Consider the following 18,315-nt stretch of genomic DNA (forward strand, 5'->3'; position numbering starts at 1 on the left):
GGCGGGCTGAACCCCGCCCAGCCGGTGCGGCGGGCCAGTTCCTCCAGCGCCAGCGTCCCCAGATGACTATTGCCGCTCGCATTCAGCCCCGGCGACCATACCGCGATGGAGGCGCGTCCGGGAACCACCGCCATTATGCCCCCGCCCACGCCCGATTTGCCCGGTATGCCGACGCGAAAGGCGAAATCGCCCGAGGCGTCATAGTGGCCGCATGTCAGCATCAGCGCGTTGATGCGGCGCGCGCGCCGGGGCGACACCACCCTGCCCCCACCGGGATGCCGGCCATCCAGCATCAGATAGCGACCGGCCAGCGCCAGTTGCCGACAGCTCATTTCGATCGCGCATTGGTGGAAATAGGCGCCCAGCACCAGATCGACGTCATGGCGGACATTATCGAAGGCCCGCATATAGTTGGCGAGCGCCATGTTGCGAAATCCCGACGCGGTCTCGGACGCGGCCACCGCCTCGTTGATCGCAATGTCGTCGTCCCCGGCAAGATAGTGTAAAAAGCGCAGTATCTCGCCGATGGCGACGCGGGGCTGGTGCCCGCCCAGATTAATGTCGGTGACGACGATCGCGCCCGCGTTGATGAACGGATTTCGGGGGATGCCATGTTCATGTTCGAGCTGGACGATGGAGTTGAAGGCGGTTCCCGACGGTTCCCGCCCTACCCGATCCCAGAGCTGGTCGCCGACCTTGCCCAGCGCCAGGGTCAGCGCGAAAACCTTCGAAATGGACTGGATCGAAAAGCCGGTATCCGCGTCGCCGCCAGTCACCACCCGCCCGTCGGCCGTCGCCACCGCAAGGCCGAACTGGCTGGCGTCCACCTTCGCCAGTTCGGGAATGTAGCTGGCAACGCTTCCCCGTTCCTGCGCGCCGCGCATCATCGCGGCGACATCGGTCACGATCGCTTCCAAATCCGCCGTCATCGCCGCTCATGCCCCTTTGCCGATCGCAACTGATCGGACAGCATAAGCGACTGAGGACGGCAGCCCAGCGGAAAATTCAGCGCGTTGCGCCGACTTTCTCATGCGCGAGCAGCCAATGCTTGACCTCCAGCCCACCGGCAAAACCCGTCAGCGCGCCGTTGCTGCCGACGACGCGGTGGCATGGCGCCACGATCGACAAGGGGTTACGCCCGTTGGCGGCGCCCACCGCGCGAACCGCGCTCGGCCGACCGATGGCGCGCGCCACGTCGGCATAGCTGCGCGTTTCGCCAAAGGGAATTTCAAGCAATGCCGACCAGACGCTGCGCTGGAACGCCGTGCCGCGCGGATCGAGCGGCAAATCGAAGCGATGCAGCGATCCGGCGAAATAGGCGTCGAGTTGCTTAACCGCCGCGGCCAGCAACGGATGATCCGGGCGTTCCTCCGCCGGGTCGAGCGGGACGCGCGCCGGACGATCATCGGGCCACAGCACCGCAACCAATCCACGGTCGCTGGCGACCAGGGACAGGCACCCTACCGGCGAGGGCAAGTTTGCTTGGTAAAGGGTCATCCTCATCTCCATCCTGACCGCGCCCTTTTAGCGCGGCAGAATGGCGCGATCTCCCCGCCGCTTGCGTTCAAACTCGGCCGCTTATTTGAGGCCGCCGCCCATCGCCCGATAGAGTTCGACCATGTTGGTGGCGCGGGTCAGACGCGTCGCCAGCAGCGTCTGTTCGGCGCTGTAGAGCGAGCGCTGCGAATCGAGGCTGGTCAGGAAGCTGTCGATCCCGGACCGGAAGCGGGCATCGGACAGCGTATAGGCCACGCGCGCGGAATCGCGCAGCGACGTCTGCGCTTCCATCTGCTGCGTCATCGTGCCGCGCCGGGCGAGCGCGTCGGCGACTTCGCGAAAGCCCGTCTGGACGCTCTTTTCGTAGGTCGCCAGCATCGCGTCATAGGTCGCCTTCGCATAGCGAAGATTACCCTGATTGCGACCAAAGTCGAAAATGGGCACGCTGGCGGACGGCGCGACCGACCAGAAATCCGTGCCCGATCCGAAAAGGTTGGAAAGGCCGAGGCTGAGCGATCCGAAAGCCGCCGTAAGCGAGATATTCGGAAAAAATGCCGCGCGCGCCGCCCCGATATTGGCGTTGGCCGAGCGTAATTGATGTTCGGCCGATGCAATGTCGGGCCGCCGCAGCAGCACGTCCGACGCGATGTTGGCGGGCAGATTGTCGATCGTCGCGCCCGCCTCCGGCAAGGCTTCGGGCAGATCCGCCGCCGGCACCGTGGTTCCGGCGAGCAGATTGAGCGCATTCTGGTCCTGCGCCACCAACGTCGTCGCCTCGGCAATGTCGGATCGCGCCTGATCGTAACTGGTCTGCGCCTGGCGCACCTCCAGTTCCGATGCGACCCCCTTGTCGAAGCGCGCCCGCGTCAGCGCCAGCGTCTTGCCAAAGGCGCTTTCCAGGTCACGGGCGATACGCAGTCTTTCCTGATCCGCCGCCATGACCAGCCAGGCATTGGCGGTTTCGGCGATCAGGCTGGTCTGGGCCGCGTTGCGCGTCTCGACGCTGGCGAAATATTGCTCCTGTGCCGCCTTGCTGAGGTTCCGCACCCGCCCGAACAGGTCGATTTCCCACGCCGAAATGCCGACCTGCGCCTGATAGATGTCCGTCCGGCCCGATCCGGCCTGCGAAAAGGGCTGGTCCTGATAGGTGGCGGTTCCGCCCGCCGCCACGGTCGGCAGCAGGTCAGCGCGCTGAACCTTATATTGCGCGCGCGCCTGCTCCACATTGGCGACCGCCACGCGCAGATCCCGGTTATTGGCGAGCGCGGTTTCGATCACGCGCGCCAGACGCGCATCGGTGAAGAAATCGCGCCAGGCCGTATCGGCCGGGACGATGGCCGGCGTCCCCGTTTCGCCGCCATAGGCCGGGCCGTTGGGCGTGGCCGCCGGCACCGGCAGGGCGGGGCTGACATATTTCGGCCCCCGTTTCGCCGCCATAGGCCGGGCCGTTGGGCGTGGCCGCCGGCACCGGCAGGTCGGGTCTGACATATTTCGGCGCCATGTCGCAGGCGGCCAGCGCCAGCGAGAGAGTGACGGCGCCCAGCGCCTTGATGTTGCGCATTATCTTATGCCTCCTGCGGGGAACCGGGCGTGGCCGCATCGTCCGCCGCTTCGTGATTCTTATGTTCGCGGAACAGGCGCTTCACGACCGTGAAGAAGACCGGGACGAAGAAGACCGCCAGCACGGTGGCCGACAACATGCCGCCGACCACGGCCCAGCCGATCGCATTCTGACCGCCCGCGCCCGCACCGGTCGACATTGCCAGCGGCAACACGCCGAAGATGAAGGCGAAGCTGGTCATCAGGATCGGTCGCAGCCGCAACTTGCCCGCTTCCAGCGCGGCCCGCGCCGGTGGCAGCCCTTCGCGCATCTTCTCCTCGGCGAATTCGACGATCAGGATCGCGTTCTTTGCCGACACACCGATGGTCGTGATGAGGCCGACCTGGAGATAGATGTCATTGTCCAGCCCGGCCAGGGTGGCGGCGATCACCGCGCCCAGCACGCCCAGCGGCACCACCAACATCACCGCGATCGGCACCGACCAGCTTTCATACAGCGCCGCAAGGCACAGGAACACGATCAACATCGACAGCGCATAGACATAAGGCGCCTGTCCACCGGACGTCTGCTCCTCATAGGAGATGCCGTTCCAGCTGAAGCCGATGCCCGCGGGCAGCTTTGCGGCAAACTCCTCCATAGCCTCCATGGCCGTGCCGCTCGACACGCCCGGCGCAGGTGAACCCTGGATATTCATCGACGGAACGCCGTTAAAGCGCTCGAGGCGAGCAGGCCCCTGCACCCATTCGGTGGTGGCAAAGGCGGACAATGGCGCCATCGTGCCGCCGCTGCTCCGCACATGATAGGCGCCGATCGCCTCGGGCGAGGTGCGGAACGGCGCGTCGGCCTGGACATAGACGCGCTTCACACGATCGCGGTCGATAAAGTCGTTGACATAGGAGCCGCCCAGATTGGTGCTGATCGTGTCATTGACGTCGGACTGGGCGATGCCCAATGCGCCTGCCGCCGCCTGATCGACATTCAGCTTGAGCTGAGGCGTGTCTTCCAGTCCGTTCGGACGCACCTGCGCCAACCGCTTGTCGCCCATCGCCATACCGAGCAACTGGTTGCGCGCGGCGAGCAGCTTTTCATGCCCCAGATTGCCCTGATCGAGCAATTGGAAGTCGAAGCCGGACGCATTGCCCAATTCCTGCACCGCCGGAGGCACGAAGGCGAAGGCCATGCCCGCAGAGAGCTTCTGGAACGCCATGTTGGCGCGCTGCGCGATGGCGGGAACGCCATTATCGCTGCCCTTGCGGTCCTTCCAGTCCTTCATCCGGGCGAAGACGATACCGACATTCTGGCCCTGCCCCACGAAACCGAAACCGGCGATGGTGAAGACAGCGGATACATTCTTCTTTTCATCGACCAGATAATGATTGCGCATCTTGGTCAAGGTGCGCTCGGTTTCCTCCAGCGTGGTTCCCGCCGGCAGCGACACCTGGTTGATGATGATGCCCTGGTCCTCGGCCGGCAAAAAGCCGCTCGGCAGGCGCAGGAAAATGAACGCCATGCCGACGACAATCAGCAGATAGAGGATCATGGTCCGCACCCAGCGGCGCTCCACCTTCTCCACCCCCTCGCCATAGCGAGTGACGCCCTTGTCGAAGGTGCGGTTGAACCAGCCGAAGAACCGGCCGAAAATCGACCCGAACCGCCCCGTCCATTGATCGTGGCCATGCGAAGCCGGCTTGAGAATGGTAGCGCACAAGGCCGGAGTCAGAATGAGCGCCACCAGCACCGACAGGATCATCGAGGAAACGATGGTGATCGAGAATTGCCGGAAAATGACGCCGGTGGAGCCACCGAAAAAGGCCATGGGCAGGAACACCGCCGACAGCACAAGGCCAATGCCGATCAGCGCGCCGCTGATCTCGTCCATCGACTTTTTCGCCGCCTCCTTGGGGCTTAGCCCTTCATCCTGGATCAGGCGCTCCACATTTTCGACGACAACGATCGCGTCGTCGACCAGCAGGCCGATCGCCAGCACCATGCCGAACAATGTCAGCGTGTTGATGGTGAAGCCAGCGGCGTAGAGAATCGCCAGCGCACCCAGCAACACCACCGGCACGGCGATGGTCGGGATGAGCGTCGCCCGCCAGTTCTGGAGGAAAATGAACATCACGACAAAGACGAGCAGGATAGCTTCGAACAGGGTATGGATCACCTGTTCGACCGACAGCTTCACGAAGGTGGAATTGTCGACCGGGAAATCATATTTGACCCAGCTCGGAAAATTCTTCGACAGGTCATCGACGCGATCCTTGACCGCCTGCACCGTGTCGAGCGCGTTGGCGCCGGGGGCCAGCTTGACGCCGAAACCCGATGCGGGCGCGCCGTTGAACTTGACGCCGAAGCCATAATTTTCCGCGCCCAACTCCACGCGCGCCACGTCCGACAGCAGCACGACCGAACCGTCACTGTTGCTGCGCAGGCGAATATTGCGGAACTCCTCAGGCGTGCGCAGGCGCGATTGGGCCGTTACCGTAGCATTGAGCGCCTGGCCCTCGGGCGAAGGCGCCCCACCGATCTGACCAGCCGAAACCTGGGCATTCTGCGCCTGGATCGCGGATTTCACATCGCCAGTGGTGACCTTCAGATTGGCCATCTTATAGGGGTCCAGCCAGACCCGCATCGCATATTGCGAACCAAATAGCTGCGTATCGCCAACGCCTGTCACGCGGCTTATCGGATCCTGCAAGCTCGACGCGATGAAGTCGGCGGCGTCTTCCTGATCGTGGATGCCGTCATCGGTATAGACGGCCATGATCAGCAGGAAACTGGACGTCGACTTGCTGACGCGAAGCCCTTGCTGCTGCACTTCCTGGGGCAACAGCGGCGTCGCCTGCGCCAGCTTGTTCTGCACCTGCACCTGAGCAATGTCGGGATCAGTTCCCTGTTCGAAAGTCAGGGTGATATTGAGATTGCCCGACCCGTCGCTGGTCGACGAGAAATAACGCAGATTATCGATGCCCTTGAGCTGTTGTTCGATGATCTGCGTCGTCGTGCTTTCCAGCGTCTGGGCGTTCGCGCCGGGATAGGTGGTCTGGATCGTCACCGCAGGCGGTGCGATCTCGGGAAATTGCGCCACTGGAAGCGATCGCAGGGCCAGCAGGCCCGCAAGCATGATGACGACGGCGATGACCCATGCGAAGATGGGTCGGTCGATGAAATAGCGGGCCATGGCTTACTTAGCCTCGGCCTGAGTACCGGCCTGTGCGCCCGCTTGCGCGCCATTGGCCTGGGCCGTGACCTGCTGGGGCGCGCCCGGCTTCACCACTGTACCGGGGCGCAGGTTGACCAGCCCTTCCACGATCAACTTGTCGCCGGGCTTCAGGCCACTGGTAACGATCCACTTGTCACCGACCGCGCGGTCCACTTCGACCTGGCGCACCTCGACCTTGTTCTCCTTGCCAACGACCATGGCCGTTGCGCGTCCGCGCGCATCGCGGCTGATGCCCTGCTGCGGGGCCAGAATGGCCTCGTTCCGCTGCCCCTCGACCAGCTTCGCGCGCACATACATGCCCGGCAACAACAGCCCGTCGGGATTGGGGAAGGTCGCGCGCAAGGTTACAGCGCCAGAGGCCGGATCGACCGTAACCTCGGAAAATTGCAGGCGGCCTTCGATGGGATAGACGCTGCCATTGGGCAGGAGCAACTGAATGCGGGCGCCATCGGTCTCGCTGACCCCGCCGTTTTTCATCGCCTGCTTGAGGTCGATAATCTGCGCCGCCGACTGGGTTACGTCGACATAGACGGTATCGGTGCGCTGGATCGTCGCCAGCGGGTCCGCCTGCCCGGCCTGAACAAGGGCGCCAGGGGTGAATAGCGACCGGCCGATCCGCCCGGAAATGGGCGCGCGGATACGGGTGAAATTCTGGTTCACCTGCGCCGCCTGGACCGCGCCACGCTGCGCCGCAACATCAGCGCGCGCCTGTTGAGCCGTGGCCACGGCATTGTCATATTCCTGCTTGCTGACCGCGTTTATCCCCACCAACTCCTTGTAGCGCTGGGCCTGAAGGTTGGTGGAGGTGATGGCCGCCTGCGCCCGTGCAAGCGCGCCTTGCGCCTGGGCCAGGGCCGCGCGATAGGGTGCATCGTCAATTTCGAACAGCACCTGTCCGGCCCGGACGAAACCGCCCTGGGTGAACAGGCTGCGGCGGATGACGCCGCTGATTTGCGGGCGAACCTCTGCGGTTTCCAGTGCAGCTACACGGCCAGGCAACTCATTCACCAGCGGAGCCGACTCGGTCTTCAAAGTCACGACGCCAACTGCCGGCGGCGGCGGTGCGGGTGGCTGGGTTTCGCCACAAGCGCTCAGCGCCAAGGCTGACGCGCACGCCAGCAAGCCGGTGAAAATCCCCTTTTGCATAGCCTGAATTCCGTTTCGCTTTGGATCGTTGGATTGGAATGAACGTTCATTCCGCTTGCCGGGCAGGTAGGATCATGCCACAGAAACTTCAAGGGTCAAAAAATGGACTGGGGTAAAATATGGTTGCAGTGCAACAGGAAAGGGACGGACGCACCCGCATATTGAGCACTGCGCGCATATTATTCGCCACGAACGGATTTCACCAGACCTCCATGGCGCAACTGGCCAGCGCGGCCCAGGTCTCCGTCGGCCAGATTTATCGCCTGTTCAAGGGCAAGGAAGATATTATCGAGGCGCTGGTTCAGGCCGATTCCAATGCCTGGACCACCGAGATGATCGCCTTGCGGACCAGACTGGATGCCGGCGAACTTTCAATCGAACAGACGTTCGCACAAATGCTGCTGCACACCGCCAACGAGAAGGACGAAGCGCTGTCCTTCGACATCATGGCGGAAGCGTTCCGCAACGAGGCGGTGGGGCGGACCATCGGCGAACTCTGTGCCGGGTTTCGCACATTTCTGCGCGATTTCGCCTGCGTCGCCAACCCCGACCTCTCAGGCGAAGCACTCGACGCTGCGGAGGAACTGCTCCTCGCGTGCATGTTCGGACTGGGCCATCGCAGCCTGTCGCGGCCGAAACTCAGTGCCGAATGCGCGGCCGAGCGCGCCGCCCAGATGATCGTCGCAGGATTGAAGGCCGTCCGCTGATGACGGTTCAGTCCAACTGCCGATAGACATTCACCGTTTCATGCGCGCAACGATCCCAGCTATAGCCGCCGGCGACCGCCAGTCCCTTCGCCACGGCGTCGCGGCGCCAGTGCTCGTCGAGCAGCGCCTGCTCCAACCGTTCGGAAAATCCATCGACATCCTCTGGCTGCACCAGCATGGCCGCGCCTCCCGTGACCTCTGGTAGGCAGGACGCATCGGAGACAACGACCGGCACGCCGCTGGCCATCGCTTCAACCGGGGGAAGGCCAAATCCTTCATAGATCGAAGGATAGACGAACAGCGCCGCCCCGGCATAGAGCAGCGGCAAATCCTCCTCCGGGACGAAGCCGAGATAACGGACCCAACCCTGGCGCGCGCCCTTGTCCATCAGATCGCGGACGGCATCGCTCAGCCACCCGGTCCCGCCTGTCACCATAAGCGGCCAGCGCTTGCGCACGACAGGCGGCAATTTTTCCCAGGCGTGAAGCAATTCGGTGATGCGCTTGCGCGGTTCGACCGTCGAAACGCACAGCGCATAGCCTTGCGGCGTCAGATCGTAGCGCGCCAGCGCCGGCGCGACAGCTTCGGCCGGGCGCGGCCGAAAAATCGGGCTTGCCGCGAGCGGAACGGCCGTGATCCGCTTCAAGTCGAAGCCCAGAAATTCGGCCAATTCGATCCGGGTCGTCTCACTATCGGTAATGATATGGCCCGCCCGCTTGATCGAGAGGCGGAAATGGCGCTCAAACTGCGCCAGACGTTCGGCCGGGTGAGTCTCGGGATAGCGAAAGACCGATAGGTCATGCACGGTAATCACACCGCCCGCGCCCGCCGGTGGCAGGAAATAATTGGGACCGTGAAACAGGTGGCTGCGCATGACGAAGGACTGACGCAGATTAACCGCCCATTTGTTGCGTTTGCGCAGCCATCGGAGCGGCTTGTTGCCCCATAGGGGGTGCTGGCCCTCGGTCAGCAGCAGGGACGGTTCGGCGATCCACTGACCGTTGCGATAATAGCGGACATTGTCCACACCATCGATCAACGGCACGCGCTGCGCCAATTCCCAGCTATAGCGGCCGATGCCTGATAGCCGAGGCTCAAGCGCCTCGACCGAAAGGATGACCCGCAGGCTCACCGCCCCCCGTCCGTCATATGCGCATGTCTCCGCCCCGTACGCACCGGCGCCTAGCCTTCCGCCGCCTACGCGAGCAAGCGAAAAACGCGCGTTACACCTGTCCTAGTGGGCAGCGACTCCTTCAGGCAAAACGACCGCCGACCAGCTTTTGCCAGGCACCAGATATTTGGCGGCGAGCGCCTGCAATTCTTCGGGTGTGATGCTCAGCATGTCCTTTGGCATATTCTGCATCGCCTGAACGTAGCGCGGATCCTGGGTCGCGCCTTCCATCTGGTTCATCCAGAAGGCGTTGCCCGTGCCGGCGCGCATCAATAATTGCTGCATCGGAGCGACGGCGCGTTTCAGTTCGTCGGCGCTCACGGGATTTTTCGCCAGGTCGGCGGCCGTTTCCTTCACGACATCGTAGAAATAGGCCACCCGATCAGGCCGGACCTGGCTGGTGACCAGGATGTAGCCGCCACTTTCATAGGAAAAAGGCCAATTATTCTGCACGCTTGGCGAATAGGCGGCGCCTTCGGTCGAACGCAGCTTGTCGAACAGCCGGTCGTTGAAGATCTGCGTCAATATCTCCAGTTGCCGGGCTTCCTTCTGCAACGCGAAGCCGCCGGACGTGGGCCACGCCATCACGGCCGCGGCCTGGTCCTTGTCCCCCTTGTGCCGCAGCACGACCGGCGCTTCGACATGCGCGGGAAAGCGCATCGCCTTGTTCGCGGCGGGCACGGGGACGTCGGGACGCGCGGGCAGCGCGCCAAACGTCGCGGCGACCGCCTGGATGGCGTCATCGGGCTGCACATGGCCGAAAATCTGGATTTCAATCGGCCCGGACGCCAGCACCGGCTCCCATGTCGCGCGGAAAGCCTGCGGCGTGAGCGCTTCGATCTCGCCGCGCGAGGGCGTGCGGAACCGCACATCCTTGTCGTGCAGCAACCAGTTGAGGTCGCGGCCCAGCACCGCGTCGGGCGCGCGCGACATGGCGTCATAGGCGACGATCGCACCCGTCTTCACCCGGGAGATCGGCGCGGGATCCCAACCGGGCGCAGCAAGCTTGGTCGCGAACAGCCGCAGCTGATCCTTGTAGTCCGCCGGGCGCGTCACCGCCTGTAGTTCGAACGCATCGTCATCAATGGAAAAATCCATTCCCATGCGCCGCCCGATGGTCAGTTCATCCAGTTCCCGCTGGTTCAGCTTGCCGATACCGCTCGCCACCAACGCATAGCCGCCCGCCCAGCTCGGCACCGGCTTGACTGGCGAGAAGGCCTGCTGGCCATGGCCGAAGCGCACATTGATCTGCACCTTCTCAGGCTCGGCGTCATTGGCGAAGAGCGTCAGCTTCACGCCGTTGGAAAAACTGATGCTCTCCATTCCGGGCAGCCCGATCGGCGTACGCGCGGTCACCGTGCCGGGCGCACCCAGCTTGGGCAGGTCGTCCATCGTCACCGGCTTGTCGGAAAGGCGCGCGTTGGTCGCCGCCTTGACCGGCGCCGCCAAGGCCGCCGCCAGCTTGGCGTCGGTCCCGGCTTCCACCTTGCCCGTCACCAGCATCGCGCGGAACACTCCGGCGGAAAAGAGTCGTTTCGTCGACTCCAAAATCTTCTGCGGCGTCATCGCCGGCTTGCCCGACCGGAAAATCTCAACGGCCGCTTCCGGGCTCACCGTGGTCTCGCGGATATCGACCGCGCTTACCAGGTCGCTCGCCTGCTTGGCTCCCGCCTCAGTCGGCGCATTTTCGACCTGGATGGCGAGCGCTGTATCCATCTGCGTATATTCGCGATCGATTTCGGCCTGACTGGGCGGCGCGGCCTTGGCGTCCTCGACAATCGCGCGCACATCGGCAAGCGCCTTCTGCCAATTGTCGCCGCTGGGAATGATGGACAGGAATGTGCCATCGGCCGAGCGGCTGACATCCTGCTGCTCTACGCTCGCCTGCAGGAAGCTGCCGCCGCCCCGCGCCGCCTGCTCCAGCCGCCGGCTGACGATCTGAAGCGCCAGCATGTCGGTCAACTTGTCCTGATTATAGACGATGGTATCGGCGTGCGGCTTCCAGGGCCGAAGCCATGCCATCGTCAGTCCGACCGGCACGCCCGGCTCCACAAAGACGCGCGTCGCCGGCAATTTGGCGTCGGGCGCGCCGAAATCGGGAATGGCCGCGCCCTTGCCCGGCACGTTCCAGTTCGCGAAATTATCCTTGATAAGCTGCTCGGCGAGTGCCGGGTCGATGTCGCCGGCAATGGAGATAACCGTATTTTCCGGCCGATACCAGCGCTGGTGGAACGCTTCCAGCTTCGCCGCCGTGGCGGCGTTCAACGTCGCCACCGTGCCGATCGGGGCATGTTCCGCCAAAGGCTGGCCGGCAAAGAAATGTTCGCGGCTGGCGTCGGAAATACGGGTCTGCGGTCCGTCACTCTCCCGCTTCTCCGCCAGCACGACGGCGCGTTCGGCATTGACCGCATTATCGACGATATTGGGATCGGCCATCATCCCGGCGAGAATCTTCATGCTTTCGCCCAGCGTCGCCTGCGTCGCCTGAGGCAGGTCCAGCGCGTAGGTGGTGCCGGTCGGCGTCGTCTGCGCATTGCTGTCGCTGCCGAAGGTCACGCCCAGCCGCTGCCAGATGCGCTTGGATTCGCCATCCGGCACATGGCGCGAGCCACGCATGGAGAGATGCTCCATATAATGGGCATAGCCCTGCTCGTCCTCGCGCTCCATCAGCGATCCGGCGTCGATCCGCAACCGGACGGACACCTGCCCCGGCGGCACGCCGTTGCGGCGCACCGCGTAGCGCAGCCCGTTGGGCAGGGTGCCGAACCGCCAGGCGGTATCGATCGGCACATCGCTATTTTCATAAAGCCAGGGCCGGACCTGGGCCTGGGTCGTCCCCTGCTCCGCGGGCGTGGCGGCCGCCATGGTCCTGGCCGCCAGCGGCAGCGGAGACCCAGACAGCAGGAGGGCGACGATAAGGAGCGAAGCGGCCGGACGGCGGGAGGAAAAGCGCATAGACAGACGAGCCTAACCGCACTTTCCTGAATGGCCACTGACAATGATGGCGGCGCGGAGAGAAGATTATTCGGGCGGCGACGCGCTCGCGACCCGTCGGTTTCGAACGGGGGCGAACCGGGAGTAGCACGCTACCCGCAGTCCGGCCCGCTCAAAACCAATGGCGGCGCGAGGCTTAGCGCGGCGCGCCGGTGCGCTGCACCGCACCCTTGTGCGTTCCCACGGCCCCGCCGCCGCCGCGACGCCGACGGCGGAACGGCTTGTTGTCGCCCCCTTCGCCGTCCGCGCGGTGCGCCTTGTCGGGCGAGCCGCGCTGCGCCCTTTGCTGGTCCTGATACCGGCGCTGTCCATCGGCGCGCTTGGTCTGCTGAGCCGGCGTCTGCCGTGGCCCCTTGCTCGGCGCGGCCGGCTTGGGCAGGCTGCGCACGGCCTCCAGGAAATTCTCCGGCAGCGCCACCATGTCCAGCTTCACGCGCGTCGCCCGCTCGATGGCCTTGAGATAAGGCCGCTCGTCGTCCGCTACGAAGCTGATCGCCACCCCTTCCGCCCCGGCGCGCGCGGTGCGGCCGATGCGATGGACATATTGTTCCGGCACGTTGGGAATCTCGAAATTGATGACATGGCTGACGCCCGACACGTCGATGCCGCGCGCGGCGATGTCGGTCGCCACCAGCAGCTTGACCTTGCCCTGGCGAAAGGCCTGGAGCGCGGTGGTGCGCTGGCCCTGGCTCTTGTTGCCATGGATGGCGAAGGCCTGGATGCCCGCGCCCTCCAGAAAGCGCACGACGCGGTCGGCGCCATGCTTGGTCCGGGTGAAGATCAACGCGCGATCAATCTCTTCCTGTTCCAACGTGATATGAAGCAGCGCCTGCTTTTCCGCCTGGTTGACGAAGGTCGCCTGCTGGCGCACCCGCTCGGCGGTGGTTGACTGCGGCGCAACGCTGACCTTTACCGGGTCTTTCAGGAACTGGCCCGCCAGCGACTCGATCTCCTTGGGCATGGTGGCCGAGAAGAAGAGATTCTGCCGGTCTGCGGGGAGCAGCTTTGCAATCCGCTTGAGCGGATGGATGAAGCCCATGTCCATCATCTGGTCGGCTTCGTCGAGGACGAAGATTTCCGTATCCTTGATGGTGAAGCAGCGCTGATCGATCAGGTCGAGCAGGCGACCGGGCGTGGCGACGACAATATCGACGCCGTTCGACAGCGCCTTGATCTGACGGTTGATCGGCACGCCGCCGAAAACGGTTTCGACGCTCAGCTTGAGGAAGCGGCCATAATCGCGAAAGCTCTGCGCGATCTGCGCCGCCAGTTCGCGCGTCGGGGACAGCACCAGCATCCGGCAGCCGCGCATGGGCGTGACTTTGGGATTGCGGGCAAAATAGTCCAGGCTGGGCAGCGCGAAGGCCGCCGTCTTGCCGGTTCCGGTCTGGGCAATGCCGCACAGGTCGCGCCCTTCCAGCAGCACGGGAATGGCCTTTTGCTGGATCGGCGTCGGGTTGGCGTATTTTTTGGCGGCAAGCGCCTTCAGGATCGGCTCTGACAAGCCAAGATCAGTGAATTCCATGAATTACTCACAAGTCGGCCGGGCGCCGACCGTCTGTAAAGCACAGAAAGGGCGCGAGGCGGGTTACGAAACGACCCGCGTGAAAAGGGAAGCCTCAAAGCTCAGCGCAGACTTGTCATTGGCCGGTCCCCCACCCTCTTCAAGGGTTCGGGACGATCACGCTGCCAATCGCTATGGCCCCTGAAGGCCGGTTGCTGCGCCGCAGCGCATATGGCCTGAAACCAATTGAAAAGCAAGCGGCCGCACACAGGGGGCGACCGCTTGCTCGTCCAACATGGATTCAAAGCGCTATTTCGGTGTGCTTGCCCTTCATTTCGCTTCGCACATCGCCGCCGAACATCATCTTGAACATACCCTTGATCGAAAGATCGGCGCGCCAGATTTCCGCCGTGCCCAGGTCGAATCGCAACATCAGCAGATTGGGATCATTGCGCCCGCCCGGATACCAGGCCTCAACCTCCTTCGACCAATAGCGGTCGATGACGGCAGGGTCGGTTTCCGGCGTCAGCACCCCGTCTATGCAGGCGAAGAGAGCATGGTCCTTCGCGACGAACTGCGCCATGGCCGCACCACCGGGCGCAAGGCGGTTATCTTTGGCGGTATAGAACCAGAAACAATGATTGGCCGCCGGGTCGAGCTGCGCCGTCATCGGCAGACTATGGTCCTGCACCCCTTGCAGGCCGACCATGACGAAAGGGCTGGAGCCCAGGTCCGCCCAGAAACGTTCGCGGATATCGGCTTGCGTACTCATCATCACATCTCCTTGGCTTTGCCCCTGTCAATTATCGGTCGCGCCCGAAGTTCCGCCCGGCCAGAAGTTCCGCCCAAAGCGTCGGGCGGGTTGATCTTGCATCGGCAAATCGCCACATGCGCATCATGCTGATCGAGACCGAACCGACGCCGAACCCGGCGACCGTCAAATTCCTGCCCGGCCGCGCCGTCATGGTCGCCGGAACGCGCGACTTCGCCAGCCCGGAGGAGGCCGAAGCATCGCCGCTGGCCAACGCCCTGTTTGGCCTGGGTGACGTCACCGGCGTCTTTTTCGGCGGCGACTTCATTTCGGTGACCATCGGGGCCGGATCGGACTGGCGCGACGTGAAGCCCGATGTGCTGGCGACTTTGCTCGATCATTTTTCGGCGGATATGCCCCTCTTCGCCCCCGGCTCCGCCGGCGACATCCATGTGTCCGCTGACGAGGAAAGCTTTGCCGACGCGCCCGAAGACGCCGAGATCATCGAACAGATCCGCGACCTCATCGATACGCGCGTGCGCCCGGCCGTCGCCAATGACGGCGGCGACATCGTCTATCGCGGCTTCGACAAAGGGACGGTCTATCTCAAGATGCAGGGCGCCTGCTCGGGCTGTCCCTCCTCGACCGCGACGCTCAAGAACGGCATCGAGCAACTGCTCAAACATTATGTTCCCGAAGTCACCGAAGTGCGCGCGGTCTGACGCGGCCTGGCCATTTGGCAAATCGCGCCGGATCGACTAACCGCTAGGCGAATCCGCATCCTGCGGCCGCTATACGGGAGTCCTTTTTGCGCCTGCTGGTGATCGACACTGCGACACAGGCCCTGTCGGTGGCGTTGCTGGATGATGGCGTGCCGATTGGCAGGCATCATGACATTGTCGGCCGCGGCCATGCCGAAGCGTTGCTGCCCGCCATCGCCGCCCTGCCCGACGGCGGGCGCGCCGACGCGATCGCCGTGGATGTCGGCCCCGGCAGCTTTACGGGCGTCCGCATCGGCATCGCTGCCGCCCGCGCACTGGCGCTGGCATGGAACCTACCGCTGCGGGGTTATGACGCGCTGTCCATCATCGCCGCCCGCGCGGCGCGCGAACATGATGGCGGCCCATTGATCGTTACCATCACCGGCGGCCATGGCGAACTGTTCTGGCAAAGCTTCACGCCGGACGGCCGCGCCCCGACCAGCCCCATCGCCTCCACCCCGATCGCGCAGCTCGCCGGGCAGATCGACGCCCCGACCATCTATGGGACCGGCGCTGAGGCGCTGGTGGCGGCGCGCGGGCGCGGCACCGCGATCAACCTCTATCCCGATGCCGGAGACTATCCCCTGATAGACGATCTGCCCGGCCTGCCGCCCACGCCCATCTACGGACGGGGCGCCGACGCGAAAACCATGGCGGAACGGGGCCTGTCATGATGCACAACCTCTCCCTCGATCTGTACGAGGCCGTCGATCGCGACGCCATGGCCGATGCCATGGATGTCATGGTCGCGGCGTTCGATCCCGCTTATGGTGAAGCCTGGACCCTGCCGCAACTCGCGGGCGTCATGACGATGCCCGGAACATGGCTGACCATCGCGCGGATCGACGCCACCCCGCTCGGCTTCGCACTGGTGCGGTCGGTGCTGGACGAATGCGAGCTGCTGCTGCTGGCGGTCGCCCCGCTCTGGCGCGGTCGCGGCGTTGGCGAGACGTTGCTGCACGACAGCCTCAGGACAGCGCGCCGCAAAGGCATCACATCCATGAATCTTGAAGTGCGCGCCAGTAACAACGCCATTCGTCTGTATGAGAAAGCGAAATTTGAATTCGTGCATCGCCGCCCCGGTTACTATCGCGGTAATGACGGTCAATTATATGATGCACTTAGTTTTCGCATAGACATGCGTATATAACCAAATCAGCTATTGCGAAAAGCACCTGACAGGTCTAGCGAAGCAGTACCGCTCCTGAAAACATTTCCTAGGGCGGGTCGCACAACAATATAGCCTTCGTAGGAAACAGGAAAATGGAAACCGAATCGGCCCAGAGCGAGCTGCTCATCACGTTGACGTCTGATATCGTCGCCGCGCATGTCTCCAACAACAGCGTCGCTGTTTCGGACGTATCGTCGCTGATCCACAATGTTCATGCCGCCCTGGCGACGCTGAACCAGCCCGCTGCCGCGCCGGAAGTAAAGCCGGAACCGGCTGTGTCGGTCCGCGCATCGATCAAGCCCGACTACATCGTCTGCCTGGAAGACGGCAAGAAGCTGAAGATGCTCAAGCGTCACCTGATGACCCATTATCAAATGACGCCGGAAGATTATCGCGCCAAATGGGGCCTGCCCGCCGATTATCCGATGGTGGCGCCCAATTATGCCGAACAGCGTCGCACCCTGGCCAAGAAGATCGGCCTTGGCACCAAGCGTCGCCGCACCCGCAGCAAATAAGCGGCCGGGCTGATTATAGGTCCTACATGCAAAGGGGCGCGTCGCTGGCGCGCCCCTTTCCTGTTGCGGGAAAAGCCGCTAGGCTTTGTCCGACTTTTCGCATGAAGCCAATAAGCGAGCCCGCATGAACCGCAAAATAGACGTCGAAGCCCTTTGCCATGAAAAAGGGCTGCGCATCACCGAGCAGCGCCGTGTGATCGCCCAGGTGCTGAGCGAAGCGACAGACCATCCCGACGTGGAAGAGTTGCACAAGCGGTCCGCCGCCATCGATCCCGGCATCTCGATCGCCACAGTCTATCGCACCGTGCGATTATTCGAGGAAGCGGGCATCTTGGAACGCCATGATTTCGGCGATGGTCGCGCGCGCTACGAAGCCGCGCCCGAATCCCATCACGATCACCTGATCGATGTGGAAACCGGCAACGTCATCGAATTCGTCGATCCCGAACTGGAACAGTTGCAGAAGCAGATCGCTGAAAAGCTGGGCTTCCGCCTGGTCGATCATCGCATGGAGCTTTACGGCGTCGCGCTCGATCGCAAAAACTGACGCGCTGGCGCCGCTGCGACGGACGGCGCGGATTGCCGCGCTGGCCGGCAGCTTGCTTGCCTGCCTTGCGCCGCATCTGGTCTATCGGCTGACCGGCAGACGGTCGCCCTGGCCGCCCCGCTTCCTCGCGCTGGCGGCCCGGTCGGTCGGCGCGCGCGTGCGGATAGCGGGTCGTCCCGCTGATGGCGACATATTCCTGCTGGCAAATCATGTGAGTTGGATCGACATTCTTGCGCTGGGCGGCGCCACCGGCGCGGCGTTCGTGTCGCATGATGGGGTGGCGCGCTGGCCCGTCATCGGCTGGCTGGCGGCGCAAAATAATACCCTCTTTGTCTCGCGGGAGAAACGCGGCGCGCTGGCGATCCAGATCGAGACGCTGCGAACTGCCCTGTCAGGGCATCAACCCGTCGCGCTTTTCCCCGAAGGCACGACGGGCGACGGGCGCACGCTGCTGCCGTTCAAGCCATCCTTGCTCTCCGTCCTGCTGCCGCCGCCGCGCGCAATGATGATCCAGCCGATCCACATCGATTATGGCCCCGCGGCCGATGACATTGCCTGGCTGGGCGAGGAACCGGCGGGCGCCAACGCCATGCGCGTACTGGGGCGCCGGGGCACGCTATCGATTACGCTGCACTTCCTCGAACCGTTCGACCCCGCGGTCTGTGCGGATCGCAAGGCCATCGCCGCCTTGGCGCGCGACAGGATAGCCATGAGCATCGCCACCCATCAGCGCTCTTCCGCTCTTCCATTGCCGCCTGTATAGCTGG

General features: G+C 63.7%; 15 protein-coding genes and 1 pseudogene. 7 read left to right on the forward strand and 9 right to left on the reverse strand.

Annotated features, from left to right (window positions below):
- The 5 genes and pseudogenes from C100_RS42540 to C100_RS42560 form a co-directional block, all read right to left on the reverse strand.
- On the reverse strand, nt 1-929 hold a 929-nt coding region (locus C100_RS42540), incomplete at its 3' end, for a glutaminase (RefSeq protein ID WP_024021238.1).
- A gap of 76 nt (nt 930-1,005) precedes the next feature.
- Entirely contained in the window at nt 1,006-1,497 is a 492-nt protein-coding gene (locus C100_RS42545; protein ID WP_031310052.1) for a methylated-DNA--[protein]-cysteine S-methyltransferase, read from the reverse strand.
- Nucleotides 1,498-1,578: 81 nt separating this feature from the next.
- Nucleotides 1,579-3,058, reverse strand: a pseudogene (locus C100_RS42550) (efflux transporter outer membrane subunit).
- Between the two features lie 4 nt (nt 3,059-3,062).
- Complete coding sequence (locus C100_RS42555; protein WP_024021241.1) at nt 3,063-6,239, reverse strand: efflux RND transporter permease subunit; 3,177 nt, start codon at nt 6,237-6,239, stop codon at nt 3,063-3,065.
- Between the two features lie 3 nt (nt 6,240-6,242).
- A complete protein-coding gene (locus C100_RS42560) occupies nt 6,243-7,427 on the reverse strand; it encodes an efflux RND transporter periplasmic adaptor subunit (protein ID WP_024021242.1) in 1,185 nt (394 codons plus the stop codon).
- A 119-nt stretch (nt 7,428-7,546) separates the two neighbouring features.
- Between C100_RS42560 and C100_RS42565 the strand changes: the two genes are divergently transcribed.
- Nucleotides 7,547-8,134, forward strand: a complete 588-nt coding sequence (locus tag C100_RS42565; RefSeq protein WP_024021243.1) for a TetR/AcrR family transcriptional regulator — start codon at nt 7,547-7,549, stop codon at nt 8,132-8,134.
- 7 nt (nt 8,135-8,141) lie between these two features.
- Here the strand turns inward: C100_RS42565 and C100_RS42570 are convergent, their stop codons facing one another.
- The 4 genes from C100_RS42570 to C100_RS42585 form a co-directional block, all read right to left on the reverse strand.
- Nucleotides 8,142-9,266: a glycosyltransferase family 4 protein gene (locus C100_RS42570; RefSeq protein ID WP_024021244.1), complete on the reverse strand. Its 1,125-nt coding sequence runs from the start codon at nt 9,264-9,266 to the stop codon at nt 8,142-8,144.
- Nucleotides 9,267-9,368: 102 nt separating this feature from the next.
- Nucleotides 9,369-12,260 carry a M16 family metallopeptidase gene (locus tag C100_RS42575; RefSeq protein ID WP_024021245.1) on the reverse strand — a complete coding sequence of 964 codons (2,892 nt, stop codon included), beginning with the start codon at nt 12,258-12,260 and terminating at the stop codon, nt 9,369-9,371.
- Between the two features lie 175 nt (nt 12,261-12,435).
- Complete coding sequence (locus C100_RS42580) at nt 12,436-13,824, reverse strand: DEAD/DEAH box helicase (RefSeq protein WP_024021246.1); 1,389 nt, start codon at nt 13,822-13,824, stop codon at nt 12,436-12,438.
- Nucleotides 13,825-14,104: 280 nt separating this feature from the next.
- Nucleotides 14,105-14,575, reverse strand: a complete 471-nt coding sequence (locus C100_RS42585; protein ID WP_031310055.1) for a pyridoxamine 5'-phosphate oxidase family protein — start codon at nt 14,573-14,575, stop codon at nt 14,105-14,107.
- 125 nt (nt 14,576-14,700) lie between these two features.
- On the opposite strand from C100_RS42585, the gene C100_RS42590 reads away from it, so the two are divergent.
- From C100_RS42590 to C100_RS42615, 6 genes are all read left to right on the forward strand, one after another.
- A complete protein-coding gene (locus C100_RS42590; protein ID WP_031310056.1) occupies nt 14,701-15,276 on the forward strand; it encodes a NifU family protein in 576 nt (191 codons plus the stop codon).
- An 86-nt stretch (nt 15,277-15,362) separates the two neighbouring features.
- Nucleotides 15,363-15,989 carry a tRNA (adenosine(37)-N6)-threonylcarbamoyltransferase complex dimerization subunit type 1 TsaB gene (tsaB, locus tag C100_RS42595; RefSeq protein WP_024021249.1) on the forward strand — a complete coding sequence of 209 codons (627 nt, stop codon included), beginning with the start codon at nt 15,363-15,365 and terminating at the stop codon, nt 15,987-15,989.
- Nucleotides 15,986-16,465, forward strand: coding sequence for a GNAT family N-acetyltransferase (locus C100_RS42600; protein WP_024021250.1), 480 nt, complete (start codon nt 15,986-15,988; stop codon nt 16,463-16,465). Before tsaB ends, C100_RS42600 begins: the two co-directional genes overlap by 4 nt.
- A 113-nt stretch (nt 16,466-16,578) precedes the next feature.
- Nucleotides 16,579-17,001 carry a MucR family transcriptional regulator gene (locus C100_RS42605; protein ID WP_024021251.1) on the forward strand — a complete coding sequence of 141 codons (423 nt, stop codon included), beginning with the start codon at nt 16,579-16,581 and terminating at the stop codon, nt 16,999-17,001.
- 124 nt (nt 17,002-17,125) lie between these two features.
- The gene (locus C100_RS42610) at nt 17,126-17,548 is read left to right on the forward strand and encodes a Fur family transcriptional regulator (RefSeq protein WP_024021252.1); all 423 of its coding nucleotides are present in this window, start codon (nt 17,126-17,128) and stop codon (nt 17,546-17,548) included.
- 4 nt (nt 17,549-17,552) lie between these two features.
- Complete coding sequence (locus tag C100_RS42615; protein WP_031310057.1) at nt 17,553-18,311, forward strand: lysophospholipid acyltransferase family protein; 759 nt, start codon at nt 17,553-17,555, stop codon at nt 18,309-18,311.
- Nucleotides 18,312-18,315 lie beyond the last annotated feature (4 nt).

It is taken from the genome of Sphingobium sp. C100, from assembly GCF_000508185.1.
Classification (GTDB): Bacteria; Pseudomonadota; Alphaproteobacteria; order Sphingomonadales; family Sphingomonadaceae; genus Sphingobium.

Excerpts from the sequence above, each read along its gene's own strand:
- C100_RS42545 (WP_031310052.1), bottom strand. The coding sequence starts at position 1,497 with ATGACCCTTTACCAAGCAAACTTGCCCTCGCCGGTAGGGTGCCTGTCC.
- C100_RS42555 (WP_024021241.1), bottom strand. The coding sequence starts at position 6,239 with ATGGCCCGCTATTTCATCGACCGACCCATCTTCGCATGGGTCATCGCC.
- C100_RS42560 (WP_024021242.1), bottom strand. The coding sequence starts at position 7,427 with ATGCAAAAGGGGATTTTCACCGGCTTGCTGGCGTGCGCGTCAGCCTTG.
- C100_RS42565 (WP_024021243.1), top strand. The coding sequence starts at position 7,547 with ATGGTTGCAGTGCAACAGGAAAGGGACGGACGCACCCGCATATTGAGC.
- C100_RS42575 (WP_024021245.1), bottom strand. The coding sequence starts at position 12,260 with ATGCGCTTTTCCTCCCGCCGTCCGGCCGCTTCGCTCCTTATCGTCGCC.
- C100_RS42580 (WP_024021246.1), bottom strand. The coding sequence starts at position 13,824 with ATGGAATTCACTGATCTTGGCTTGTCAGAGCCGATCCTGAAGGCGCTT.
- C100_RS42585 (WP_031310055.1), bottom strand. The coding sequence starts at position 14,575 with ATGAGTACGCAAGCCGATATCCGCGAACGTTTCTGGGCGGACCTGGGC.
- C100_RS42590 (WP_031310056.1), top strand. The coding sequence starts at position 14,701 with ATGCTGATCGAGACCGAACCGACGCCGAACCCGGCGACCGTCAAATTC.
- C100_RS42600 (WP_024021250.1), top strand. The coding sequence starts at position 15,986 with ATGATGCACAACCTCTCCCTCGATCTGTACGAGGCCGTCGATCGCGAC.
- C100_RS42605 (WP_024021251.1), top strand. The coding sequence starts at position 16,579 with ATGGAAACCGAATCGGCCCAGAGCGAGCTGCTCATCACGTTGACGTCT.
- C100_RS42610 (WP_024021252.1), top strand. The coding sequence starts at position 17,126 with ATGAACCGCAAAATAGACGTCGAAGCCCTTTGCCATGAAAAAGGGCTG.